General features: G+C 68.8%; 23 protein-coding genes. 14 read left to right on the top strand and 9 right to left on the bottom strand.

The genetic code is table 11. The features are described from left to right. Nucleotides 1-38 precede the first annotated feature (38 nt). From ACWFRJ_RS09585 to ACWFRJ_RS09570, 4 genes are all read right to left on the bottom strand, one after another. Nucleotides 39-614, bottom strand: coding sequence for a TerD family protein (locus ACWFRJ_RS09585; protein ID WP_453526372.1), 576 nt, complete (start codon nucleotides 612-614; stop codon nucleotides 39-41). Nucleotides 615-747: 133 nt separating this feature from the next. Further along, nucleotides 748-1,323: a TerD family protein gene (locus tag ACWFRJ_RS09580; protein WP_361827689.1), complete on the bottom strand. Its 576-nt coding sequence runs from the start codon at nucleotides 1,321-1,323 to the stop codon at nucleotides 748-750. 189 nt (nucleotides 1,324-1,512) lie between these two features. Further along, the gene (locus tag ACWFRJ_RS09575; protein WP_453526368.1) at nucleotides 1,513-1,980 is read right to left on the bottom strand and encodes a peroxiredoxin; all 468 of its coding nucleotides are present in this window, start codon (nucleotides 1,978-1,980) and stop codon (nucleotides 1,513-1,515) included. Nucleotides 1,981-2,192: 212 nt separating this feature from the next. Beyond that, nucleotides 2,193-2,630 (bottom strand): DUF3052 domain-containing protein, encoded by a 438-nt coding sequence (locus tag ACWFRJ_RS09570; RefSeq protein ID WP_383271784.1) that lies wholly within the window; start codon nucleotides 2,628-2,630, stop codon nucleotides 2,193-2,195. Nucleotides 2,631-3,043: 413 nt separating this feature from the next. Here ACWFRJ_RS09570 and aceE point away from each other — a divergent pair, with 413 nt between their 5' ends. Then, a complete protein-coding gene (gene aceE, locus ACWFRJ_RS09565) occupies nucleotides 3,044-5,776 on the top strand; it encodes a pyruvate dehydrogenase (acetyl-transferring), homodimeric type (RefSeq protein ID WP_453526365.1) in 2,733 nt (910 codons plus the stop codon). Nucleotides 5,777-5,919: 143 nt separating this feature from the next. On the opposite strand, the gene ACWFRJ_RS09560 is transcribed toward aceE, so the two are convergent. Both ACWFRJ_RS09560 and ACWFRJ_RS09555 read right to left on the bottom strand, forming a co-directional pair. Beyond that, a complete protein-coding gene (locus tag ACWFRJ_RS09560) occupies nucleotides 5,920-6,360 on the bottom strand; it encodes a peptidase inhibitor family I36 protein (RefSeq protein ID WP_453527173.1) in 441 nt (146 codons plus the stop codon). A 284-nt stretch (nucleotides 6,361-6,644) separates the two neighbouring features. Then, a complete protein-coding gene (locus ACWFRJ_RS09555; protein WP_453526362.1) occupies nucleotides 6,645-8,255 on the bottom strand; it encodes an MFS transporter in 1,611 nt (536 codons plus the stop codon). A gap of 176 nt (nucleotides 8,256-8,431) precedes the next feature. On the opposite strand from ACWFRJ_RS09555, the gene ACWFRJ_RS09550 reads away from it, so the two are divergent. The 7 genes from ACWFRJ_RS09550 (at nucleotide 8,432) to ACWFRJ_RS09520 (ending at nucleotide 16,239) form a co-directional block, all read left to right on the top strand. Further along, nucleotides 8,432-9,076 (top strand): TetR family transcriptional regulator, encoded by a 645-nt coding sequence (locus tag ACWFRJ_RS09550; RefSeq protein ID WP_453527170.1) that lies wholly within the window; start codon nucleotides 8,432-8,434, stop codon nucleotides 9,074-9,076. A gap of 244 nt (nucleotides 9,077-9,320) precedes the next feature. Beyond that, a complete protein-coding gene (locus ACWFRJ_RS09545) occupies nucleotides 9,321-10,532 on the top strand; it encodes an alpha/beta hydrolase (protein ID WP_453526359.1) in 1,212 nt (403 codons plus the stop codon). Between the two features lie 66 nt (nucleotides 10,533-10,598). Next, a complete protein-coding gene (locus ACWFRJ_RS09540; RefSeq protein ID WP_453527167.1) occupies nucleotides 10,599-11,483 on the top strand; it encodes a DUF4429 domain-containing protein in 885 nt (294 codons plus the stop codon). Nucleotides 11,484-11,585: 102 nt separating this feature from the next. Beyond that, on the top strand, nucleotides 11,586-12,950 hold the full coding sequence (locus ACWFRJ_RS09535; protein ID WP_453526356.1) for a sensor histidine kinase: 1,365 nt from the start codon (nucleotides 11,586-11,588) through the stop codon (nucleotides 12,948-12,950). Continuing rightward, nucleotides 12,947-13,618, top strand: a complete 672-nt coding sequence (locus ACWFRJ_RS09530) for a response regulator (RefSeq protein ID WP_453526353.1) — start codon at nucleotides 12,947-12,949, stop codon at nucleotides 13,616-13,618. Before ACWFRJ_RS09535 ends, ACWFRJ_RS09530 begins: the two co-directional genes overlap by 4 nt. Nucleotides 13,619-13,777: 159 nt before the next feature. Next, the gene (locus ACWFRJ_RS09525) at nucleotides 13,778-15,004 is read left to right on the top strand and encodes an alpha/beta hydrolase (RefSeq protein WP_453526350.1); all 1,227 of its coding nucleotides are present in this window, start codon (nucleotides 13,778-13,780) and stop codon (nucleotides 15,002-15,004) included. Then, a complete protein-coding gene (locus ACWFRJ_RS09520) occupies nucleotides 15,001-16,239 on the top strand; it encodes an acyltransferase family protein (RefSeq protein ID WP_453526348.1) in 1,239 nt (412 codons plus the stop codon). Before ACWFRJ_RS09525 ends, ACWFRJ_RS09520 begins: the two co-directional genes overlap by 4 nt. A gap of 147 nt (nucleotides 16,240-16,386) precedes the next feature. Here the strand turns inward: ACWFRJ_RS09520 and ACWFRJ_RS09515 are convergent, their stop codons facing one another. Both ACWFRJ_RS09515 and ACWFRJ_RS09510 read right to left on the bottom strand, forming a co-directional pair. After that, on the bottom strand, nucleotides 16,387-17,421 hold the full coding sequence (locus tag ACWFRJ_RS09515) for an aldo/keto reductase (RefSeq protein ID WP_453526345.1): 1,035 nt from the start codon (nucleotides 17,419-17,421) through the stop codon (nucleotides 16,387-16,389). A gap of 5 nt (nucleotides 17,422-17,426) precedes the next feature. After that, the gene (locus tag ACWFRJ_RS09510; RefSeq protein WP_453526342.1) at nucleotides 17,427-17,972 is read right to left on the bottom strand and encodes a MerR family transcriptional regulator; all 546 of its coding nucleotides are present in this window, start codon (nucleotides 17,970-17,972) and stop codon (nucleotides 17,427-17,429) included. Between the two features lie 134 nt (nucleotides 17,973-18,106). On the opposite strand from ACWFRJ_RS09510, the gene ACWFRJ_RS09505 reads away from it, so the two are divergent. Together ACWFRJ_RS09505 and ACWFRJ_RS09500 are read left to right on the top strand one after the other, a co-directional pair. Then, nucleotides 18,107-18,601, top strand: a complete 495-nt coding sequence (locus ACWFRJ_RS09505) for a GNAT family N-acetyltransferase (RefSeq protein ID WP_453526339.1) — start codon at nucleotides 18,107-18,109, stop codon at nucleotides 18,599-18,601. Between the two features lie 19 nt (nucleotides 18,602-18,620). Then, nucleotides 18,621-19,436, top strand: a complete 816-nt coding sequence (locus ACWFRJ_RS09500) for a serine hydrolase domain-containing protein (RefSeq protein ID WP_453526336.1) — start codon at nucleotides 18,621-18,623, stop codon at nucleotides 19,434-19,436. Between the two features lie 48 nt (nucleotides 19,437-19,484). On the opposite strand, the gene ACWFRJ_RS09495 is transcribed toward ACWFRJ_RS09500, so the two are convergent. Further along, complete coding sequence (locus tag ACWFRJ_RS09495) at nucleotides 19,485-20,150, bottom strand: pirin family protein (RefSeq protein WP_453526333.1); 666 nt, start codon at nucleotides 20,148-20,150, stop codon at nucleotides 19,485-19,487. 185 nt (nucleotides 20,151-20,335) lie between these two features. On the opposite strand from ACWFRJ_RS09495, the gene fasR reads away from it, so the two are divergent. The 4 genes from fasR (at nucleotide 20,336) to ACWFRJ_RS09475 (ending at nucleotide 23,851) form a co-directional block, all read left to right on the top strand. Then, entirely contained in the window at nucleotides 20,336-21,475 is a 1,140-nt protein-coding gene (gene fasR, locus ACWFRJ_RS09490; protein WP_453527164.1) for a fatty acid biosynthesis transcriptional regulator FasR, read from the top strand. 89 nt (nucleotides 21,476-21,564) lie between these two features. Further along, nucleotides 21,565-22,512, top strand: a complete 948-nt coding sequence (locus tag ACWFRJ_RS09485; protein ID WP_453527161.1) for an ACP S-malonyltransferase — start codon at nucleotides 21,565-21,567, stop codon at nucleotides 22,510-22,512. Nucleotides 22,513-22,529: 17 nt separating this feature from the next. Continuing rightward, the gene (locus tag ACWFRJ_RS09480) at nucleotides 22,530-23,531 is read left to right on the top strand and encodes a beta-ketoacyl-ACP synthase 3 (RefSeq protein ID WP_453526330.1); all 1,002 of its coding nucleotides are present in this window, start codon (nucleotides 22,530-22,532) and stop codon (nucleotides 23,529-23,531) included. A 71-nt stretch (nucleotides 23,532-23,602) separates the two neighbouring features. Next, nucleotides 23,603-23,851, top strand: a complete 249-nt coding sequence (locus ACWFRJ_RS09475) for an acyl carrier protein (protein ID WP_160504853.1) — start codon at nucleotides 23,603-23,605, stop codon at nucleotides 23,849-23,851. The last annotated feature ends 54 nt before the right edge of the window (nucleotides 23,852-23,905 follow it).

The raw sequence follows: 23,905 nt of genomic DNA, 5'->3' as shown, positions 1-23,905 counted from the left end.
CTCCCGTGTAGCGGTCTCCCCCGCGCCGGTCCCCGGCTTTACGAAACATTGACCCCGAAGTCTAGAGCGATGCCTCGCAGACCTGACGCGTACCCCTGCCCAACGGCACGGAACTTCCACTCTCCGCCATAACGGTAGAGCTCGCCAAAGATCATCGCAGTCTCCGTGGAGGCATCCTCGGAGAGGTCGTAGCGTGCGAGCTCCTGCTGATCGGCTTGGTTGACCACGCGGATGAAGGCGTTGCTGACCTGGCCGAACGTCTGGCCACGATTGTCCGCGTCATGGATCGAGACAGGGAAGACGATCTTGTCGCAGTTGGCGGGCACCTTGGAGAGGTCGATCAGGAGCGACTCGTCGTCCCCGTCACCCTCACCCGTGAGGTTGTCGCCAGTGTGTTCGACAGAGCCGTCCGGGCTCTTGAGGTTGTTGTAGAAGATGAACCACTCATCACCGATGACCCGGCCCGAGTTGCACATCAGCGCACTGGCGTCGAGGTCGAAGGGTGCTCCGGTCGTGGAGCGCGCGTCCCAGCCGAGGCCGATCAGGACCTGTGTGAGGTTCGGTGCGGCCTTGGAGAGGGAGACATTGCCTCCCTTGGCGAGCGTGACGCCCATGATGTGGTCCTCCCCGTGATTCGAGAGCAAGAGTTCCCCGGACTCCCCTGTCGGGAGCGAGAGTTTTGAGCACGTCCGGCGCCGCACTCGTGGTGTGCGGCGCCGGACGACAAGGCGGAGGGTGTTACTCGGCTCAGACGTTGACGCCGAAGTCCTGCGCGATGCCGCGCAGACCCGAGGCGTACCCCTGGCCGACGGCGCGGAACTTCCACTCCGCTCCGTTGCGGTACAGCTCGCCGAAGACCATCGCCGTCTCCGTGGAGGCGTCCTCGGAGAGGTCGTAGCGCGCGATCTCCGCGCCGCCCGCCTGGTTCACGACGCGGATGAAAGCATTGCGGACCTGGCCGAACGACTGCTGGCGGGTCTCGGCGTCGTAGATCGAGACCGGGAAGACGATCTTGTCCACGTCGGCCGGAACGGCCGCGAGGTCGACCTTGATCGCCTCGTCGTCGCCCTCGCCCTCACCGGTGGTGTTGTCACCGGTGTGCTCGACGGATCCGTCCGGGCTCTTCAGGTTGTTGAAGAACACGAAGTTGCCGTCGCTGCTGACCTTGCCCTCGGCATTGGTCAGGATGGCGCTGGCATCGAGGTCGAAGTCCGTACCGGTGGTGGTACGGACGTCCCAGCCCAGGCCGACCAGAACCGCGGTCAGGCCGGGGGCCTCCTTGCTCAGCGATACGTTGCCGCCCTTGCTGAGGCTGACTCCCACAATTCCTCCCAAATTGATGTCCAGGGGCGGGGAGCCCCAGTCATGCTTTGCAGGTCACACTTAGCCGGTCGTGCTTCCCATCGGATCAACGAGTGGATCCTAGTGACCGGTTCCCGGCCGCCACAGGCTCTGCACCTGAAGAATCACAGGGTGTCACCCCTGAGGAATCACAGGGGTGTCCCTGAGGCATCACAGGGTGTCGAGCGCCTTGACGTACTCGTTGAGGTCCCGGGCGTCCGGCAGGCCGTTGACGACAGTCCAGCGCACCACGCCCTCCTTGTCGATGATGAACGTGCCGCGCACGGCGCAGCCCTTCTCCTCATCGAAGACCCCATAGGCGCGCGACGCCTCACCGTGCGGCCAGAAATCGGCGAGCAGGGGGTACTCAAGACCCTCCTGTTCGGCGAAGACGCGCAGGGTGTGGATGGAGTCGTTCGAGACCGCGAGCAGCTGGGTCTCGTCGTTGACGAACTTCGGCAGTTCGTCGCGCAGCGCGCAGAGCTCGCCCGTGCACACACCGGTGAAAGCAAACGGGTAGAAGAGCAGCACCACGTTCTTCTCGCCGCGGAAGTCCGACAGCTTCACGGTCCTGCCGTGGTTGTCCTTCAGCTCGAAGTCCGGGGCCAAAGTACCGGTCTCGAGTCCAGCGAGCGCCATGAGCCAAGCATCCCTTCGATGGAGCTGTTCGGGTGATGACCACCCTACGCAACGGGCGTTTCGTCCGATCACTCCCCATGGCGGGCGCTTTCCATGGCAGGCACTTCACCCGGTCCACCGGCCCACGCGCATGCGTGAGCCCCCACCGGCATGTGTCGGTGGGGGCTCACGGCGCTTGGCTCAGTCGACTTCCTGCTGCCTGAGCGGCAGCTTCACCGCTTCTTGGCTGCCGCCTTCGGCGTGACCAGACGGCTGCCCGTCCAGTCCTTGCCGGCGTTGATGGTCCGGGTCTGCGCAAGGCCTGCGGTCTGGGCTGCCTCGTTGATGTCGCTCGGCTCGACGTACCCGTCACGGCCGGTCTTGGGCGTCATCAGCCAGAGGTCGCCGCCCTCTTCGATCAGCTGGGTGGCGTCCACCAGCGCATCCGTCAGGTCGCCGTCGTCCTCGCGGAACCACAGCACCACGGCGTCAGCAGTGTCGTCGTAGTCCTCATCGACGAGCTCGCTGCCGATCACCCCTTCAATGGCCTCGCGGAGCTCCTGATCGACATCGTCGTCGTAGCCGATCTCCTGGACCACCTGCTCGGGCTGGAATCCCAGCCTCGCGGCAGGGTTGGTCCGCTCCTCCGCGTGGTCCGCGGTCGCGCTCACGGCTTGCCTCCTGATCATGTTTTCGGGAATGCCTTCATCCACGCGCGTGCGCGGGACATTGGCGGTAGTCCACACGGGCGGACCGGATCGCGCAAGTACCCGGCCGTCAAGACCGCCGAAACGGTGACGTTCCCGGCCGTGTCGCCGCACCTCAAGGCCCATCTGCCAGATGCTTCTCCGCTCGCACTTCGCTCGTACGACGCCGGTCGGAACTGGGGTCCGAACGGCCTTACGAACCGGCTAGGCGGGATGGGCGTATCGTTGCGATTTGGTCGAGCCTACCCCAGCGCCGCCGGACGGACGCCTCGGTTACCTCTCGGTAGAGATGACGATTCCGACTACGCGGTACACGATGGGGAACGTCTCACAGCCAGGCAGAACCCAGGCGAAAGCCCCAACAGCGAAGGAACAGCGTGGCTTCCGGATCCGATCGCAACCCGATCATCATTGGCGGCCTGCCGAGTCAGGTCCCGGACTTCGATCCCGAAGAGACCCAGGAGTGGCTCGACTCCCTTGATGCCGCGGTGGACGAACGCGGCCGTGAGCGCGCCCGCTATCTGATGCTCCGACTTATCGAACGCGCGCGCGAGAAGCGCGTGGCAGTGCCCGAGATGCGCAGCACGGACTACATCAACACGATCGCCACCAAGGACGAGCCTTTCTTCCCCGGCAACGAGGAGATCGAGCGCAAGGTCCTGAACGCGACCCGCTGGAACGCCGCCGTGATGGTGTCGCGCGCCCAGCGCCCCGGCATCGGGGTCGGCGGCCACATCGCCACCTTCGCCTCCTCCGCCTCGCTCTACGACGTGGGCTTCAACCACTTCTTCCGCGGCAAGGACGAGGGCGACGGCGGCGACCAGATCTTCTTCCAGGGGCACGCGTCCCCCGGTATCTACGCCCGCGCCTTCCTGCTCGACCGGCTCTCCGAGCAGCAGCTCGACGCGTTCCGCCAGGAGAAGTCGAAGGCCCCGAACGGGCTCTCGTCCTACCCGCACCCGCGTCTGATGCCGGACTTCTGGGAGTTCCCGACCGTCTCCATGGGCCTCGGCCCGCTCGGCGCGATCTTCCAGGCGCGGATGAACCGCTACATGGAGGCGCGCGGCATCGCCGACACCTCCAAGTCCCATGTCTGGGCCTACCTCGGCGACGGCGAGATGGACGAGCCCGAGTCGCTCGGCCAGCTCTCCATCGCCGCCCGCGAGGGCCTGGACAACCTGACCTTCGTCGTCAACTGCAACCTCCAGCGCCTCGACGGCCCGGTGCGCGGCAACGGCAAGATCATCCAGGAACTCGAGTCGCAGTTCCGCGGCGCCGGCTGGAACGTCATCAAGCTGGTCTGGGACCGCAGCTGGGACCCGCTGCTCGCGCAGGACCGCGACGGCGTCCTGGTCAACCGGCTCAACACCACACCGGACGGCCAGTTCCAGACGTACGCGACCGAGACCGGCTCGTACATCCGTGAGCACTTCTTCGGCGACGACCACCGCCTGCGCTCCATGGTCGACGGCATGACCGACGAGCAGATCCTGCACCTGGGCCGCGGCGGACACGACCACAAGAAGGTCTACGCGGCGTACGCGGCCGCCAAGGCCCACAAGGGCCAGCCGACCGTGATCCTGGCGCAGACGGTCAAGGGATGGACGCTCGGCCCGAACTTCGAGGGCCGCAACGCCACGCACCAGATGAAGAAGCTGACGGCCGACGACCTCAAGGGCTTCCGCGACCGCCTGCACATCCCGATCACGGACAAGGAGCTGGAGGGCGGCGCCCCGCCGTACTACCACCCCGGCCGCGACTCCGAAGAGATCCAGTACATGCACGACCGCCGCAAGGGCCTCGGCGGTTACGTCCCGACCCGCGTGGTCCGCTCGAAGCCCCTCCAGCTTCCCGAGGAAAAGACGTACGCGACCGCGAAGAAGGGTTCAGGTCAGCAGTCGATCGCCACCACCATGGCGTTCGTCCGCATCCTGAAGGACCTCATGCGGGACAAGGAGATCGGCAAGCGCTTCGTGCTGATCGCCCCCGATGAGTACCGCACCTTCGGCATGGACGCATTCTTCCCGAGCGCGAAGATCTACAACCCGCTCGGCCAGCAGTACGAGGCCGTCGACCGCGACCTGCTCCTCGCCTACAAGGAGTCCCCGACCGGCCAGATGCTGCACGACGGCATCTCGGAGGCCGGCTGCACGGCCTCGCTGATCGCCGCGGGCTCGGCCTACGCCACCCACGGCGAACCGCTGATCCCCGTGTACGTCTTCTACTCGATGTTCGGTTTCCAGCGCACCGGCGACCAGTTCTGGCAGATGGCCGACCAGCTGGCCCGCGGCTTCGTGCTCGGCGCCACCGCCGGCCGCACCACGCTGACGGGTGAGGGCCTCCAGCACGCGGACGGCCACTCGCAGCTGCTCGCCTCGACCAACCCGGGCTGCGTCGCCTACGACCCCGCCTTCGGCTTCGAGATCGCGCACATCGTCAAGGACGGCCTGCGCCGGATGTACGGCCCCGACAGCGAGGACGTCTTCTACTACCTCACCGTCTACAACGAGCCGATCCAGCACCCGGCCGAGCCCGCCGATGTGGATGTCGACGGCATCCTCAAGGGCATCTACCGCTTCAAGGAGAGCGAGCAGGGCGCCATCCCGGCGCAGATCCTCGCCTCCGGTGTCGCGGTCCCATGGGCGGTCGAGGCACAGCAGATCCTCGCTTCGGAGTGGAACGTCAAGGCGGACGTCTGGTCGGCGACCTCCTGGAACGAACTGCGCCGCGAGGCGGTCGACGTGGAGCGCCACAACCTCCTGCACCCCGAGGAGGAGCAGCGCACCCCGTACGTGACGCGCAAGCTGTCCGGCGCCGAGGGCCCGTTCGTGGCCGTCTCCGACTGGATGCGGAGCGTCCCGGACCAGATCTCGCGCTGGGTCCCCGGCACGTACCAGTCCCTGGGCGCCGACGGCTTCGGCTTCGCGGACACCCGCGGTGCGGCGCGCCGCTTCTTCCACATCGACGCGCAGTCGATCGTGGTCGGCGTGCTGACCGAGCTGGCCCGCGAGGGCAAGGTCGACCGCTCCGTGCTGAAGCAGGCCATCGACCGCTATCAGCTGCTCGACGTCATGGCGGCTGACCCGGGCGCTGCGGGCGGCGACGCCTAGGCCGTGGCCGCGTAGGTCGGTAGGTCAGTAGGTCGTTCGGAGGGCGGTGGGGCGATGGTTCCCGCCGCCCTCCGGCGTTTCCCGCGACCCGTGCGGGGAGTCAGCTGACGCGCGCGGGGAGTCAGTCCTCCCGGAACATGGAGTCAGTTCTCCCAGACCTTGAACGCCCTTACGCGGTAGGGCGATTCGGGGAGCCAGGTGCCACCCCCTGGATAGGTGTCGAACTCGCCGGTCTCCGCGCATTCCGCGGATTGATACGTGGTGACCGGCCGGCCCGTGCGGTTGGCGAGTGCTTGAGCGCTGCCCCCCTCCGGCAGCGCTACACAGCTCTCGATGTCGATCCCGGACAGCTCATACGTCCGTCGCGCGCCTTTGAACTCCGTCTTCTCCCATAGACAGAGCTCCCCCGGCCCGCACCTGGCGAGCCGGGGTGGTGCGGCGGCCCCCGCGTGCCTGGCCGGTGTCGCGAAGTCGGCCCGGGTGGACGGTGTCGCGGCTCCGGCCTGTACGGGCGTAAGGGTCACTGTGGCGAGTGCGGCCGCGGCGAAGGTCGTGGTCATGATCGTGGTCGTGGTCGTGCGCATCTGCTTCAACTCCCGTGTCGTGTCGATCACTTGCCAGAACTGTGACCCACTCGCTTGCTCCGTCGGAAGGGGTACGGATGTGCGTCACCCAGATAGGCGAAAGCCCCCCAGTTGAACCCTGAGGGGCTTTCCCTGATGCGTGATCGCCGGGCAGATGCTTGCCCCGACAGATACCTTCGGCCAGACGTGTCGGACCGAGATGTGTCGGACCGAGATGTGTCGGACCGAGATGTGCCGGACCGAGATGTGCCGGACCGAGATGTGCCGGACCGAGATGTGCCGGACTAAATGTGTCCGACTCCGGCGCCTGCTTCGGCGTTGGCGCCTCGCTTGGTCAACATGGCGACCAGGGCCGCGACGACCGCGACACCACCGGCGACGGTGAAGGCCAGGCCCATCCCGGACACGAAGGTGTCGTGCGCGACCTTGGTGATCGCCTCGGCGATCGGCTCCGGCGCCTTCGGCGGAACCGGGGCCCCGCCCATCTCGATGACGGAGGACGCCTGGTCCTGCTGGTCCGGCGTCATGGGCGGCAGCTTGGCGTCCGCCCAGTTCGCGGGGAGGTCGCTGTCGACCCGGGCGGCCATCAGCGCACCGAGCACCGCCGTGCCGAGAGCGCCGCCGACCTGCATGCCCGCCTGCTGGAGACCGCCTGCCACGCCGGACAGCTCCAACGGGGCGTTGCCGACGATGACCTCGGTGGCGCCCACCATCACGGGCGCGAGGCCGAGGCCGAGCATGCCGAGCCAGAGCGACATCGGCAGCGTCGCGGTGTCCGTGGTCATCGTGGACATGCCGAACATCGCGACGGCGGTGGCGACCATGCCGCCGACCAGCGGGACGCGCGGGCCGAACTTGGTGATGAGCGCACCGGCGATCGGCGACGACACGATCATCATGGCCGTCAGCGGCAGGAGGTGCAGGCCGCTGTCGACCGGACTCATGCCGTGGACGTTCTGCAGATAGAACGTGACGAAGAACAGCCCGCCCATGAAGGCGAAGGCCATGAGGACCATCAGGACCACACCGGCGGACAGCGGCACGGACTTGAACATGCCCAGCGGGATGAGCGGTTCCTTGACCTTCGTCTCCCAGAAGGCGAAGAGCGCGAAGAGAACCACGGCGCCCGCGAGGAAGAGCAGCGTCCTGGTCCCGCCCCAGCCCCACTCCGAGCCCTTGATGAGGGCGAGGATCAGCGCGAACATGCCGCCCGACAGGAAGACGATGCCGGGGATGTCGAAGGACTTCGGCGCGTTCTCCGCGCGGTGGTCCTTGAGGATCACCAGGCCGAGGACGAGGGCGATGACGCCGACGGGCACGTTGATGAAGAACACCGACTGCCAGCTGACGTGCTCGACGAGCAGGCCGCCGACGATGGGGCCGCCCGCGGTCGACGCGCCGATGACCATGCCCCAGATGCCGATCGCCATGTTCAGCTTCTCGGCGGGGAAGGTGGCGCGCAGCAGACCGAGCGCGGCAGGCATCAGCAGGGCCCCGAAGAGGCCCTGGAGCACGCGGAAGGCGACGACCAGGCCGACGCTGCCGGAGAACCCGATCGCGCCGGAGGCCACGGCGAAGCCCGCCACGCCTATCAGGAAGGTCTGCCGGTGGCCGAACCGGTCACCGAGCTTGCCGGCGGTGATCAGTGCGACGGCGAGCGCGAGGAGGTAGCCGTTGGTGATCCACTGGACTCCGGCCATCGTGGTGCCGAGGTCTTTCGCGATGGCCGGGTTGGCGATCGCCACGATGGTGCCGTCCAGGGCGACCATCATCACGCCGATCGCGACGGAGAAGAGCGTCAGCCAGGGGTGGCCGCGGAGCCCCTTGGCCGGGGCCGGAGCGGGCGCCGGATCCGGCTCCTTTTCCGCCTTGTCGACGGTGATCTGACTAGTCATACGTTCGAGGCTAGTGTCAGTCGCTGACAGTTGACAAACGGTTTCACAAGTCGGTAGCTGTCACGTAGCTCACAGGTAGGGTGAGCTGGTCAAAGCGGCGGAAAGAGGGTCATGACGTGACGACCGGACAGCGAGCGGCGGACCCCGCGAAACCGCAGGCCGAGGACTTCGGGTGCATCTCCGGCGAGCCCTCGCGGCCCGGGCTGCGCGAGCGGAAGAAGCAGCGCACCCGTGATCAGCTCCTGCGCGCGGCGCTCGAGCTCTTCACGACCAAAGGGTTCGAGGAGACGACGGTCGACGAGATCGCCGAAGCCGTCGACGTCTCTCAGCGCACGTTCTTCCGGTACTTCACCAACAAGCAGGAGACCGCCTTCGCCGTACAGGAGATGGTGGAGCAGCGGTTCGTGGAGGCGCTGCGCGAACGCCCCGCCGGTGAAGCGCCGTTCGTGGCTCTGCGCGGGGCCGTCATGGGCGCCTGGGACGCGATGGGCCGGTCCATCGAGGAGGTCGTCCCGGTCGAACTCCACATGCGGACCTACCAGATGATCGAGTCCACCCCTTCCCTGCTCGCCGCCCACCTGCGCCGCTCCATAGAGATGGAGGAAGAGGTCGCGCGCGTGATCGCCGAGCGCGAGGGGCTCGACCTGGAGACGGACCCGCGCCCGCGCGTGGTGGTGGCCGCCTTCAATGGGGTCATGCGCGTGACCGGACGCCTGTGGGGCGCGGGCGAGGACTCCAGCGTGGAGTCGATCCGCGCGATCACCGAGACCTATCTCGACCAGTTGGGGCCCGCGTTGGCGGAGAACTGGCGCAGAGAGTGACGACGCGAAAGCCCCGCGTCAGGTCACGGCACGAGTCGACGCATCGAACAAATCAATACATTGAGTGACTGGTTGACCCGCCACCAGTAAGAGTGCACCCGGGTGCGCTACGCGTACGTATGACCTACGGAGCGTGACGAATGCATCCAAAGTGCGCCCGCTTTGCCTCAATTACCCCATGCGAAACGTGATCTGCCTCACCCAGTGCACGGTGGGCGTCACGACTCTCCTAGGGTGTTCCGTAGTGACTTCCTTCGACTCCTCCCCTCAACTAAGCGCCTGGCGCGCACTGCTCGCCCTCGCCGTCGTGTTCGTCATGCTCGCGACCACGGGCTGGACCGCGGTACGCCACCACAAGGACGCTGCATCGCCGCTCGCGGCCTCCATCTCCGCCTGGGAAAACGGGCGCATCAACGGACGGGCCCTGCCCGACCCCAGTGCCCCGGCCGGTCGGCTCGCCCACTTCTTCGCCTCGCTCGACGCCAAGCAGCGCACCCTTCTCGCCACCCGCTACCCCCTAGCGGTCGGCAACATGAACGGTGCCCCCGTAGAGCTGCGATATCGGGCGAACCACAACGCCCTGGACGAAGCGCGCAAGACCGAGCGACGACGTATGCACGACAACCGGCTCTCCCCTCTCGGGCAACAAGAGGCGGAACGCAGGATGAAGCGCTTCGGCGTGATGATGCACCCGGGTCGACAGGTCCTGTCCTTCGATCCCATGGGGTCGGGGCGTATAGCCGAGGTCTTCGGAGACCTCGACCGGGCCTCCCGGGTGTCGGTCGTGGTGCCCGGGGTGGACACGAACCTGCTGACCTTCGAGCGGACGAACCGCAAGTACTCGGCGCCCGTCGGCATGGCCACGTCGCTGTACCGCGCGGAGCATTCCGCGAGCCCACGCGCGCGTACCGCCGTGATCGCCTGGGCCGACTACACCGCGCCCATCGGCCTCGGTGTGGACGCAGCCACGTCCATGCGCGCGGACGAAGGCGCGATCCGGCTCAACTCTTTGGTGCGCGGCCTGCCGGGGCACTCACCCGTCGCGCTGTACTGCCACAGCTACGGCTCGGTGGTGTGCGGGGTGGCCGCGCGACAGTTGCCCTCCCGCGTTTCCGACATCGCGGTCGCGGGCAGCCCCGGCATGCGGGCGGACACGGCGGCACAGCTGGGCACAGGTGCCCGGATCTGGGCCACCAGGGACGGCGACGACTGGATCCAGGATGTGCCAAACATGGAGGTCGGCGGGCTCGGCCACGGTGCCGATCCCATCTCTCGGGACTTCGGCGCGCGCGTGCTCTCCGCACGGGGCGCGATCGGCCACACCGGCTATTTCGAGCCGGGTACGGAGAGCCTCAGCAACTTCGCCGACATCGGCACCGGTACATACCGTTCGGTGCGGTGCGCGAGTGGGAATGACGCCTGTCGGAAGGAATTTTCCGGCACGACAGTGGCCTGACGCGCGTAGAAATCGACGAAACAGCGGCACGCCGCAGGAGGGACGGAGGCGAGCGTGCCGCCTACGATGAGCCGCATGGGTGATGTACTGGCCGGATTTCACGCCGCCTGGGAGTTCGAGTCCGACTCCGTGCTCATCCGCTTCGAACGGGGGATCCGCACGCCGAAGCTCCTTCAGGCGCTCGGTGAACGCCGCATCCCTCACGAGGCGATCGCAGCGGTGACACTTACTCCCGGCAAGCGCGGGACGGTCGTCCTGCACGCCGTGCCGAGACCGGGCGCGGATCCGCTGATGGAGGTGGCCGGGGGCCAGCTCAAGGACGGCTGCGACCCGTATCGGCTCGTGCTGCCCGCCGAGCGGGAGACGCTCGCCGAGTATTACGCGGACGAGCTGCGGGCCCAGCTCACCCAGGACGACGGCGTGCCTCCGGACCGCTACCTGGTGGCCCCGCCGGAGACTCCGCTGCAGTTCAAGGCGTACGACGGGAAGGCGTCCTTCGACGGCAAGTCGGTGGCCTTCCGATGGTTCTGGACGGGGGCTTCGTCCGCGAAGTGGAAAGCCGGCGACCAGAGTTTCCTGGTCACGGACCTGAGCGGCGTCGAGTGGCGCTCCCCGGAGGTCTTCGAGGGCCATCTGCGGCTGCTGCGCCGTGAGACCCCGGTCGCCCAGCCCGCACAGGCGGATCAGGATCCGGCGGCGGTCGTCTTCGGTCTCGGGTACGGCCCGGTGCACGAGTCGCTGCCCTTCGCGGCGTCGGTGCTCGCCGCGGTGCGGGCATCGGGCCCGGCTGCCCTGACGCCCGGTACGGTCCCCGGTGCCGCCCCGGTGACGCGGCGCGACCCCGCGGACATCGCGGAACGCATCCGGCACCTCGGTGAGCTGCACCAAGCCGGTCTGCTCACGGACGAGGAATTCACCACGAAGAAGGCCGAGCTCCTGGCGGAGCTGTGACCCGGCGGGGTGCGAGAGCCGTCCCCCAGTAGGGCGGGCGGGGTGGGAGCTGTGCCCCAGCGGGTGGGAGAGCCGTGACTTCATGCCTACTCTGATCAGGCCATGAGCAGCGCGCCGAGACCACCTGACCAGGATCCCCGCCCACCGGCCTCCGAGCCGGACGGACGAGGGGTCACCCTGCGGCGTGCGTCCGCGGGCGTCCGTGAAGGGCTCGAGAGGGCAGGAGCCTTCTTCGCGAAGCCCGCCGGGCGGACCGAGCCGCTTCTCGCCCGGGCTCCCAGGCGCTGGATGCGGCTGACGCCCTTGATCATCGCGCTGGGCTTCGTCGCGGCACTCATCCCGGTCACCACACAGGTACTGACGAACGACTACGGGGTGAGCGGCGGTCTGGCGGGCGCCCTGGGTGTCGCGCAGGCCGCACCGCTGCTCCTTGCGGTCAGCCGCCCGTTGGCGGCCTGGTGCATCATGATCGTCGCGGATGTTCTCGGGGCGATCGTGACGCTGTCCGCGGGCGACGACCGTCCCGCCCCTTGGACCGCCATGATCATCGTGAGTTACGTGGTCGTGTGCCTGCTGCTGTCCCTGCGCGAGAGCCGCCGCACCCTTCTGGGCATCTGGCTGGTCACCGTCGTCGTAAGCCTCGTCCTCGGCGCCTTCCGCGACGGAGGCAGCCAGGACACCGGCGTGCTGCTGATCGTGCTGAGCGGTGTCGCGCTGCTGCTCGGCGCGCTGCTGCGCGAGCGTGGTGACGCACAGCGCAGACTCGTCGAGCAGGAGACCATCAGCGAGGCCGAGCGCTCCCAGCGCACCCTCCTCGAGGAACGGGCCCGCATCGCCCGGGAGTTGCACGACGTCGTCGCCCACCACATGTCGGTGATCACGGTGCAGGCCGACTCCGCGCCCTACCGCCTCGACGGCCTTCCGGACGCCGCACGTGAGGAGTTCGGCAGCATCGCGGCCAGCGCCCGTGAATCCCTCACCGAGATGCGACGGCTGCTCGCGGTGCTGCGCAGCGAGGACGCACCGGGTGAGCGTGCCCCGCAGCCCGGGCTCAGCAGGCTGCCGCACCTGGTGGAGGCGACGGTGCGCGCCGGCCTGCCCATCGATCTGTCACGTCCTGAACTGTCGGTGCTCACACACCTGGCCGACGTCACACCGGCCGTCGACCTGTCCGCGTACCGCATTGTCCAGGAAGCCCTGTCGAACGTCATGCGGCACGCGCCGGGAGCGCGCACCACCATCACCGTGACCCTGGACGAGGAACATCTGCTGATCCTCGTCGTCAACGGCCCGCCCACCGAAACACCCGACTCGTTGGAGCACAGCGGCACAGGTCACGGACTCGTCGGCATGCGCGAACGCGTACGGTTGGTCGGCGGCACGGTCGACGCCGGGCCGCTGCCCGACGGCGGCTTCCGTGTGGCGGCCCAACTCCCCCTCCTCACGAAGGACTCCGGCACCGCATGACCATCCGCGTGATCATCGTCGATGACCAGAACATGGTGCGGGCCGGGTTCGCCGCACTCCTTGCGGCCCAGAGCGACATCGACGTCGTGGGTGAGGCGCCGAACGGCAAGGAGGGTGTGGACGTCAGCCGCAAGAACCACCCCGATGTCGTTCTGATGGACGTCCGGATGCCGGAGATGGACGGACTCGCCGCGGCCCGCGCCCTGTTGGACCCGCCGCCCGGCGTGGTGCACGTGCCGAAGGTGCTCATGCTCACCACCTTCGACGTGGACGACTATGTGTACGAGGCGCTGCGTGCCGGAGCCTCGGGCTTTCTCCTCAAGGACGCCCCGCCCGCCGATCTGATCTCGGCGGTACGCGTGGTGGCCGGGGGCGAGGCGCTGCTCGCTCCGTCGGTGACCCGTCGTCTGATCACGGACTTCGTCAAGCAGCGGCCGCGCAATGACCAGTCGCTGCGGCTGAACGGCCTGACACCGCGTGAGACCGAGGTACTGGCGCTGATCGCGCGCGGCCTGTCCAACCAGGAGATCGCCGAACACCTGGTCCTCGCGGAGCAGACGGTGAAGACCCATATCGGCAAGGTCCTCTCCAAGCTGGACCTGCGGGACCGCGCGCAGGCCGTGATCTTCGCCTACGAGTCGGGCCTGGTCACGCCCGGGGAGCAGTAGAGCGCCCGCCCTCATACCGGGGTATGAGCTCCACGTATCCCACATACCCCGGTATCACCTGCGAGTTGGCTCCCCAGAGTGAGGTGCCGCCGGGCACCGTCTCCCTACTTTCCTCTCGTCACGCCAGAGCGTGCCACGAGACGGGGAGGGAGACGGGCCATGCGCCTTCGTTCTTGGAAAGCCCGCGGGAGCTGGAAGACCCGCGGCAGGCGGACACTGATCGCCGCGGCACTCACGACGACGATCGCGGCCGGCACGACCGGCTGGGCCGTCGGCAATGAGCAGCAGCCGGTCACGGGCCCTCCGCCGGGTACACAGGCTTGGCGCGCGGACCATACGTGGGGCGTCCGGCTGCCGGATCCGGCGGCCACGGCCCCCGCCCGAGTCGCCGCGTTCTTCGGCTCGTTGAGCGAGGAGCAGCAGCACGGGCTTGCGACGCGGCATCCCTCGGTCGTCGGCAACCTGGACGGCGCTCCGGTCTCTCTGCGGTACGAGGCCAACTCCCTCTCCCTGAAAGCCCAACGCGCCCGCGAGCAGGCCCGCGAGAGCAACCCGGGTCTCACCTCGCAGGACCACGAGCAAGCCCGGTCCCTGGTCGCGCGTTACGAAGAACTCCTCAGGCCCGGGCGCCAGATACTCGCTCTCGACCCGCGTGGCAGAGGCCAAGTCGCGGAGGTCTACGGAGACTTGTCGAGCGCCAAGCACGTATCCGTTGTCGTGCCGGGCTCCGACATCGACCTGAACACCTTCGACCGCTCGACGGACGAGTACGGCACACCGGCCGGGATGGCACGCTCCCTGCACGCCGCGGCGGGCAAGGGCACGGCCGTGGTGGCCTGGGTCGGGTACACCACTCCGGTCGGCCTCGGCCCCGACGCCGCGACGGGACACCTCGCGGAGGCAGGCGCTCCCCGGCTCGCGCGGTTCGTGCAAGGCCTCTCGGCGTCCGGTACCCCACGCCCCGCCGTGTTCTGCCACAGCTACGGCTCGGTGGTGTGCGGTCTTGCGGCTCCACAGCTGACGGCGTCCGACCTGGTGGTGCTCGGCTCCCCCGGTATGCGTGCGGACAGCGTGGCCGATCTGCACACCTCCGCCCGTGTCTGGGCGGCCAAGGACGACAGCGACTGGATCGGTGACGTGCCGAACGTCGAGCTGTTCGGCCTCGGCCACGGCGAGGACCCTGCCGACCCGGGATTCGGCGCCCGACGTGTTCCCGCGGAGCGAGCCGAGGGCCACACCGGCTACTTCGCCCCCGGGACGGATTCCCTCAAGGCCTTCGCCGCCATCGCCGCGCAGACCACGGCCCCCGGCACACCGGACAACACCACCGGTACCGACGGAAGCGCATCTGCCGCCGGTACCCGCCCCATCGGAGAGCGGCCATGAGCCTCACCCCAGTGACCACCCTGAACAAGCTGCGCAAGACCGCGTCGGCGATCGACGCCAAGACGCCCGCACATCGTGACCGGGCCATAGACGGGCTGCGTGCGCTCGCCCTGCTCGCCGTGCCGACCGGGCACTGGCTGCTCGGTGGATTCACGCTCGATGCGGGCGGCGCGCTGCACAATGCCAGCCCCCTGGCTTCGTTCGGATTCTTCGCACCGCTCAGCTGGGTGCTGCAGATGCTCGGGATCTTCTTCCTGGTCGGCGGCTATGCGTCCGTCCTGTCGTATCGCCGGGCGGCGGCGCGCGGAGAGTCGACGAGACGCTGGCTTCGCGGACGGGTGGCGCGCCTGGGGCGCCCGGTCCTCGGGGTGACGGCTGTCTGGGCCGCTCTGATCCCGGTGCTGTACGTGACGGGAGTGCCGGGCACGACTCTGCGCACGGCGTCCACGCTGGTGATACAGCCACTGTGGTTCGTCGGGATCTATGCGGTCATCACGGCGCTCACCCCATGGTGCATAAGGGCGGCCGAGCGGTTCGGTGCCTGGGCCGCGGCGCCGCTGCTCGGCTCGGTCGCCGTCGTCGACTTCCTGCGCTACGGCCCTTTCGGGGACGCCATGCCGTCCTGGCTGAGCCTGCTGAATCTGCTGCCCGGCTGGATGTTCGCCTACCAACTGGGCGTCAGCTGGGGTGAGGAGAAGCTGGACAGGCGCGGTGCGTGGCTGCTGCTCGTCGGAGGGACAGCCCTCTTCGCCGCTCTGCTGCTCGTCTTCCACTATCCGGCGTCGATGGTCGGCGTCCCGGGTGAGGCCCGGACGAATTCGCATCCCCCGTCGCTGCTGGTCCTGGCGCTGGCCGCCGGGCAGAGCGGCGCGGCGATCCTGTTGCGCGAGCGCATCGGCAAGCTGCTGCGCAGGCCCGCCCTGTGGGCGCCGGTCGTCGTGATCAACCTGTCGGCGATGACGATCCTGTGCTGGCATCAGACGGCGATGCTCGCGGCGGCCGTGCCCGGCTCGTTCCTCGGCGGCACGGTGCCCGGGTTGACGGCGGGTCCGGACACCTGGGGCTGGATAGCGGCCCGGGTCGCCTGGCTTCCGGTCTTCGGAGCGCTCCTGCTGCTCATAGGCCGCTATGCGCGCGGCTTCGAGGCACCGTGGAAGCGGGCCACGCATGCGCGGAGGGCACTCGTCGGGCTCCTGGCTGCAGGGTTCGCGGTCTTCGCACTGGGTCTTGCATGAACAGCGGGTCTTGCGTGCACAGCAAGGCCACGCCCGGGACCTGCCCGGGACCTGCCCGGGACCTGCCCGGGACCTGCCCGGGAGGAGCCTCGCCGGGTGGGGGCCGTTGCGACTCGGGCCCCACCCGGTAGGGCGGCCGGCTGGTTGCTACTCGCGGCCCGCCGAGGTCGAGGTCATGTCGGCGTAGCGGTCGCCCGCGACCTGGGTGGCGATGGGGTTCAGCAGGGCGAGTTCGGAGGAGGTGAGTTCGAGGCGGGTGGCCCCGGTGTTCTCCTCGACGCGGGTGCGCCTGCGGGTGCCGGGGATCGGGACGACGGCGAGGCCGTGGGCCTGGGCCTGCTGTTGGACCCAGGCGAGGGCGACCTGGCCGAGGCTGGCGCCGTGGGTGGCGGCGACGGTGCGGACGGGTTCGAGGAGGGCCGCGTTGGCGGCGGCGTTGTCGCCCGTGAAGCGGGGCTGCTGCCGGCGGTAGTCACCCTCGGTGAGTTCCTTCTCGGCGCTGACGAAGGAGCCGGTGAGGAAGCCGCGGCCGAGCGGGGAGTAGGGGACGAGGGCGACGCCGAGGTCGGCGGCGACGGGGACCACGCCCTGCTCGATGTCACGGCTGAAGAGCGACCACTCCGACTGGAGGGCGGCGATGGGATGGACGGCGTGGGCGGCGCGGAGTTCGGGGCCTGTGACCTCGCTGAGGCCCAGGTGCTTGACCTTGCCCGCGGCGACCAGCTCGGCCATCACGCCGACCGTCTCCTCGATCGGCACCCGCGGGTCGCGGCGGTGCATGTAGTACAGGTCGATGGCGTCCACGCCCAGTCGCTGGAGGCTGGCGTCGACGCAGGCGCGGATGTACGCGGGGTCGTTGTTGATGATCCGCTTGGTCGAGTCGTTCGGGTCGATGGCCAGGGCGAACTTGGTGGCGATGACCACCTCGTCGCGGTGTGCCTTGAAGAAGGGAGAGAGGAACTTCTCGTTCTCACCGGAGGCGTAGGCATCGGCGGTGTCGTAGAGGGTGACGCCCAGTTCGAGGGCTCGTTCCAGGGTGGCTCGGGCCTCCTGTGCGTCGGTGGGGCCGTAGGCGAAGCTCATGCCCATGCAGCCGAGTCCCTGGACGCCGACTTCGGGGCCGCTCGCCCCGAGCCGTACCTTCGCGATCGGGTCGGGACTATTGGGCGTCTCTGCGGTCATCAGTGTCAGAGCCTCTCCGACGCCGGGCGGGCGTCAGCGTAAAAGTTGATCTTGTAGTCGAGTACGGCGAGCGTGTCCTGGAGCTCCGTGATGCGGGTGCGGACGTCGCGGCGGGTCTGCTCGAGGAGTTCGTGGCGCTCGGTGAAGGTGTGGTCGCCCTCGCGCACCAGCTCGGCGTAGCGGACCATGTCCGCGACCGACATGCCGGTCAGGCGGAGCTTGCCGACGAAGGTGAGCCAGTCCAGATCGCGGTTGCGGTAGCGGCGCTGACCCGTGTGGGAGCGGTCGATGTGAGGCATCAGGCCTATGCGCTCGTACCAGCGCAGGGTGTGCGCGGTCAGGCCGATGAAGGCGACGACTTCGCTGATCGTGTAGTGGTCCCTGCCGTTCGGGCGGGGGTGCGTGGTGGGTGCCGAGGCGCAGGTGTCTTCCTTGGTCGCGATGCCGTCGGCGCCGACACCGTCGGTGCTCTCGGCGGTACCGGGGGTCGCGTCGGTCACGCCCTGCGCGGGGCGCGGTGTGCGGGTGGTCTCGGTCTCCATCACCGTCATGCCCCCACGCTAAAACCTTGGAGTGCGCTCTAGGCAAGCAGAACCGGGAGGAAAGCGGGGAGGAAATTATTGACGGGAACAGACCCTCGGGAAATCGGAGGACACCGCTTCGGGTGGTGGCTACGGTGTCGATCATGAGTGTTGTGCGTCGCGCCACGCCGGATGATGCCGAGGAATTGATCAGACTGCGCCAGGTGATGATCGACTCGGTGTTCGGCACCGGTTCGGCCACCGCTGCCGCCAATCGGTCCGACACCGGATGGCAGGTCGAGTCCCTCGCCGTCGTGCGCGGCAAACTGGCTGATCCGAAGGGCGACTTCGCCGCCTTCGTCATCGACTGGCCCGATCATCCAGGGAAGCTGGCGGCGCTGGTGGTGGGGACGCTTGAGTACCGCATCGGGCGGGCGGGCAATCCGCGGGGCGTCATCGGCCATGTGTTCAGCGTGGCCACCGATCCGGATCAGCGGCGGCGTGGGCATGCGCGGGCCTGCATGGAGGTGCTCCTGGACTGGTTCCGGGAGCGTGGCGCGGGGAGTGTCGATCTCAATGCGTCGGCGGATGCGGAGCCGTTGTACGCCTCGCTCGGCTTCGTGCGCAAGCCCGACCCCTCGATGCGGTTGAAGCTGTAGGGCGCATAGGCTCGTACGCATGCAGAGCCTGGCGTTGATCGAGAACTGGCCGGTCCCCACCGCTGCCGCCGCCGTCGTCCGCTCGGACGGCACGGTCGTCGGGGCGCACGGACCCACAGGGCACCGTTTCGCGCTCGCTTCGGTCACCAAACCGCTGGCGGCGTACGCGGTCCTCGTGGCGTACGAGGAGGGGGCCGTCGAGCTCGACGAACCCGCTGGACCCGAGGGGTCGACCGTGCGGCATCTCCTTGCGCACACCAGTGGTCTCGCGTTCGACGAGCATCGGGTGACGGCGCCTGCCGGGACGCGGCGGCTGTACTCGAACGCGGGGTTCGAGGTTCTCGGGGATCATGTCGCCAAGGCGACGGACATTCCCTTCGGGGAGTATCTGCGGCAGGCCGTCCTTGAGCCGTTGGGGATGGACGCCACCTCGCTCGACGGGGGTGCGTCGCCCGCCAAGGACGGGGTGTCCACCGTTGACGACCTGGTGAAGTTCGCCGCCGAGGTGCAGGCGCCGCGGTTGCTCGATCCGCGGACGGTGGCCGAGGCGATGTCCGTGGCGTATCCGGGGCTGAAGGGCGTGCTTCCCGGGTACGGGCACCAGAGCCCCAACGACTGGGGGCTCGGGTTCGAGATCCGGGACTCCAAGTCGCCGCACTGGACGGGGAGTTCGTCCTCGCCGCGGACGTTCGGGCACTTCGGTCAGGCCGGGACGTTCCTCTGGGTCGATCCCGATGCGGGGGCGGCGTGTGTCGCTCTGGCGGATCGGGCGTTCGGCCCGTGGGCCGCCGAGGCGTGGCCTCCGTTCACCGACGCGGTACTCGCCGAGCTCTGACGTGACGCTCGCCGAGCTCTGAGGGCCCGGGCCACGGCGGGCGGGTCCTCAGCCGCCCGCCATCTCCCACACCAGCAGCTCCGCCCCGCCCTCAGCCGCGGCCACCGCCTCCAGGTTCTTCGCCTCCGTGATCCGTGCCGCGTCCCCGGGGCGCAGTTCCTCGCCGCCCACGTGTACTTCACCCCGCACCACGTGCACGTACGCGAAGGGTGCGTCCGGGATCGCGGTGCGTTCGTTCGTGCCGAGCCGTCGGACGTGGAGGAGCGCGCCTGCCGCGGGGACCGCGTACGGGGTCGAGTCCGCGATGCCGTGGACCACCTCGTAGGCCGGGTCGCCGCCGGGCGTCAGAGGAGAGAGCCACATCTGGACGAAGACCAAGGGGGTCTCGGCGTCGTTGCGTTCCACATGGCGGACGCCGCCCGCCGCGCTCAGGTGCTGGACGTCACCGGCGCGCACGACCGACGCGTGCCCGGTCGAGTCGCGGTGGGTCAGTTCGCCCTCCGCCACCCAGGTCACGATCTCGGTGTGGCTGTGCGGGTGTTCGTCGAAGCCCGCGCCGGGTGCCAGACGCTCTTCGTTGCAGGCCAGGATCGCGCCGAAGCGAAGGTTGTCCGGGTCGTAATGGGGCCCGAAGGAGAAGGCGTGGAAAGTCTCGATACCGGTGCCGGGCTCCCCGCCGCGGTACCGATCGCCGGAGCGCCGTACATCAATCACACACCCCACGTTAGACCCGGCACCGCACACCCCCGTCCCGATAAGGCAGTCTTGTCCCCGTGCCCGAACCCTCTGCGAACGAAGCCCGCCCGGACGCCCATCAGGCAGCCCACGAGGAAGCCGCGCGCCACGAGGAAGCCGCCCGTCAGGACGCGCACCGGAAGGCTCACGCGCACTCAGCCACACTGAAGCGCCTCGAACAGTCATCCGGCAGCCTCGCCGCCCAGGCCATCGCGCGCATGGACGAGACGCTGTCCTGGTACCGGGCGATGCCGCCGGAGAACCGCTCCTGGATCGGCCTGGTGGCGCAGGCCGGCATCGCCGCCTTCACCGAGTGGTTCCGTCATCCCGACGCCCCCCAGGCCATCTCCACCGACGTCTTCGGCACCGCCCCGCGCGAGCTGACCAGGGCGATCACCCTGCGCCAGACCGTCGAGATGGTGCGTACGACGATCGAGGTGATGGAGTCCGCGATCGACGAGGTCGCGGCCCCGGGGGATGAATCCATCCTCCGTGAGGCGCTCCTCGTCTACGCCCGCGAGATCGCCTTCGCCACCGCGCAGGTCTATGCGCAGGCCGCCGAGGCACGCGGTGCCTGGGACGCCCGCCTGGAGTCGCTCGTCGTGAACGCCGTGCTCTCCGGGGAAGCCGACGAGGGGGCGGTGAGCAGGGCCGCCGCGCTCGGCTGGAACTCCCCCGAGCACGTCTGCGTCGTCCTTGGCACCGCGCCCGACGGCGACAGCGAACTGACCGTCGAAGCCATCCGCCGCGCCGCACGCCACGCAAAGCTGCAGGTCCTGACCGGTGTGCTCGGCGACCGTCTTGTCGTCATCGCGGGCGGCAGCGACAATCCTCTGCAGGTCGCCAAGAGCCTGATCGGCCCTTACGCGGCCGGGCCCGTCGTCGCCGGGCCCATCGTGCCCGACCTGCTCGCCGCCACCCGGTCCGCGCAGGCCGCCGCCGCCGGGCTCAAGGCCTGCGCCGCGTGGCAGGACGCCCCGCGTCCCGTCCTCGCGGACGATCTCCTTCCGGAGCGCGCGATCGCGAGCGATCCCGCCGCGCGAGAGCAGTTGGTGGAGGAGATCTACAGACCACTGGAGGAAGCGGGCTCAGCTCTCCTGGAGACGCTCAGCGTCTATCTGGAACAGGCCAGCAGTCTCGAAGGTGCCGCCCGGATGCTCTTCGTGCACCCGAACACCGTGCGCTACCGGCTGCGACGTGTGACAGACGTCACCGGCTGGTCGCCGTCGGACGTGCGCTCCGCATTCACGCTGCGGATCGCACTGATCCTGGGGCGTCTGGCCGACGGAGATCTCCAACCGTAGGATTTTGTCGGGCCCCTACAATTCCCCCAGCCGTTCTTCGTCCCTGTCCCCACGGGCGGCTCCTACCGTCCACAAGAGAGAGTGTGAGTGTGCTCGTACTCGTCGCTCCCGGCCAAGGCGCCCAGACGCCCGGCTTCCTGACTCCCTGGCTCGATCTCCCCGGCGCGGCCGACCGCCTCGGCGCGTGGTCGGACGCCATCGGGCTCGACCTTGCCCACTACGGCACGCAGGCCGACGCGGACGCGATCCGCGACACCGCGGTGGCCCAGCCCCTGCTCGTTGCCGCCGGTCTGCTCGCCGCCGAGGCACTCGGTGACGCACTCGGCGCGAACAAGCCCGGCGCTGTCGCGGGACACAGCGTCGGCGAGATCACCGCCGCCGCGTACGCCGGTGTGCTCGACGGCGATGCCGCGCTCCGCCTCGTCCGCGCCCGGGGTCTGGCCATGGCCGACGCCGCGGCGATCACGGAGACCGGCATGGCGGCGCTGCTCGGCGGCGACCCCGAGGTCACCATCCCGCACCTGGAGAAGCTCGGCCTGACGCCGGCGAACGTGAACGGCGCCGGACAGATCGTCGCCGCGGGCACCGCGGAGCAGATCGCCGCGCTCGTCGAGGACAAGCCCGAGGGCGTGCGCCGCGTCGTGCCGCTGAAGGTCGCCGGCGCCTTCCACACGCACCACATGGCCCCCGCGGTCACCAAGCTCGAGGAGGCCGCCAAGGCCCTCGACCCGGCCGACCCGCGGCTGACGTACGTCTCGAACCGTGACGGTCAGGCCGTCACGACCGGCTCGGACGTCGTGTCCCGCCTGGTCGGCCAGGTGGCCAACCCGGTGCGCTGGGACCTGTGCATGGAGACGTTCAAGGAACTGGGCGCCACGGCGATGATCGAGCTGTGCCCCGGTGGCACGCTGACCGGTATCGCCAAGCGCGCCATGCCCGGCGTGCGGACGGTGGCCCTGAAGACACCCGACGACCTCGACGCCGCATCTGCGCTCATCGCCGACACCGCATCCGCCGCCGACGCGGCGGGTGCCTGAGAAGGAGCCAGGAGAGCATGTCGAAGATCAAGCCCAGTAAGGGCGCCCCGTTCGCGCGCATCATGGGTGTCGGCGGCTACCGCCCGACCCGTGTAGTGCCCAACGAGGTGATCCTCGAGACGATCGACTCGTCCGACGAGTGGATCCGCTCCCGCTCCGGCATCGCGACCCGCCACTGGGCCTCCGACGAGGAGACCGTGGCAGCGATGTCCGTCGAGGCCTCCGGCAAGGCGATCGCCGACGCGGGCATCACCCCGGAGCAGATCGGTGCGGTCGTCGTCTCGACCGTCTCGCACTTCAAGCAGACCCCGGCCATCGCGACCGAGATCGCGGACAAGATCGGCGCGGGCAAGCCCGCCGCGTTCGACATCTCCGCGGGCTGCGCGGGCTTCGGCTACGGCCTGACGCTCGCCAAGGGCATGATCGTCGAGGGTTCCGCCGAGTACGTCCTCGTCATCGGCGTCGAGCGGCTGAGCGACCTGACCGACCTGGAGGACCGCGCGACGGCCTTCCTGTTCGGTGACGGCGCGGGCGCCGTGATCGTCGGCCCCTCCAAGGAGCCGCAGATCGGCCCGACGGTCTGGGGCTCGGAGGGCGACAAGTCCGAGACGATCAAGCAGACCGAGTCCTGGGAGGCGTACCGCAACGGCTCCCCCGACAAGTTCCCTGCCATTACGCAGGAGGGCCAGGCGGTTTTCCGCTGGGCCGTGTTCGAGATGGCGAAGGTCGCACAGCAGGCGCTGGACGCGGCCGGAATCACCGCGGACGAACTGGATGTCTTCATTCCGCACCAGGCCAACGAGCGGATCATCGACTCGATGGTGAAGACTCTGAAACTGCCGGAACACGTCACGGTCGCCCGTGACGTGCGCACCACCGGCAACACGTCGGCAGCCTCGATTCCGCTCGCGATGGAGCGGCTTCTGGCGACCGGCGAGGCGAAGAGCGGCGACACCGCGCTCGTCATCGGCTTCGGGGCGGGTCTCGTGTACGCCGCCACGGTCGTTACCCTCCCCTAGGCATCACGTCCGGATCATCCGATCCGTACGGATGCCGCCACACCCTCTGGATACATAGAAGGAGCGCCAACATGGCCGCCACTCAGGAAGAGATCGTCGCCGGTCTCGCGGAGATCGTGAACGAGATCGCCGGCATCCCGGTCGAGGACGTCCAGCTGGACAAGTCCTTCACCGACGACCTGGACGTCGACTCGCTGTCCATGGTCGAGGTCGTCGTCGCCGCCGAAGAGCGCTTCGACGTCAAGATCCCGGACGACGACGTCAAGAACCTCAAGACGGTCGGCGACGCGACCAGCTACATCCTCAAGCACCAGGCCTGATCAGGTCTCTCTGCTGAATTACCAGGCCTGATCAAGGCTGCTCTGCTGTCGCCA

Source organism: Streptomyces sp. NPDC055239 (assembly GCF_053606205.1).
The sequence above is the reverse complement of the archived record's forward strand: the minus strand, read 5'-3'. Positions and strand labels throughout refer to the sequence as shown.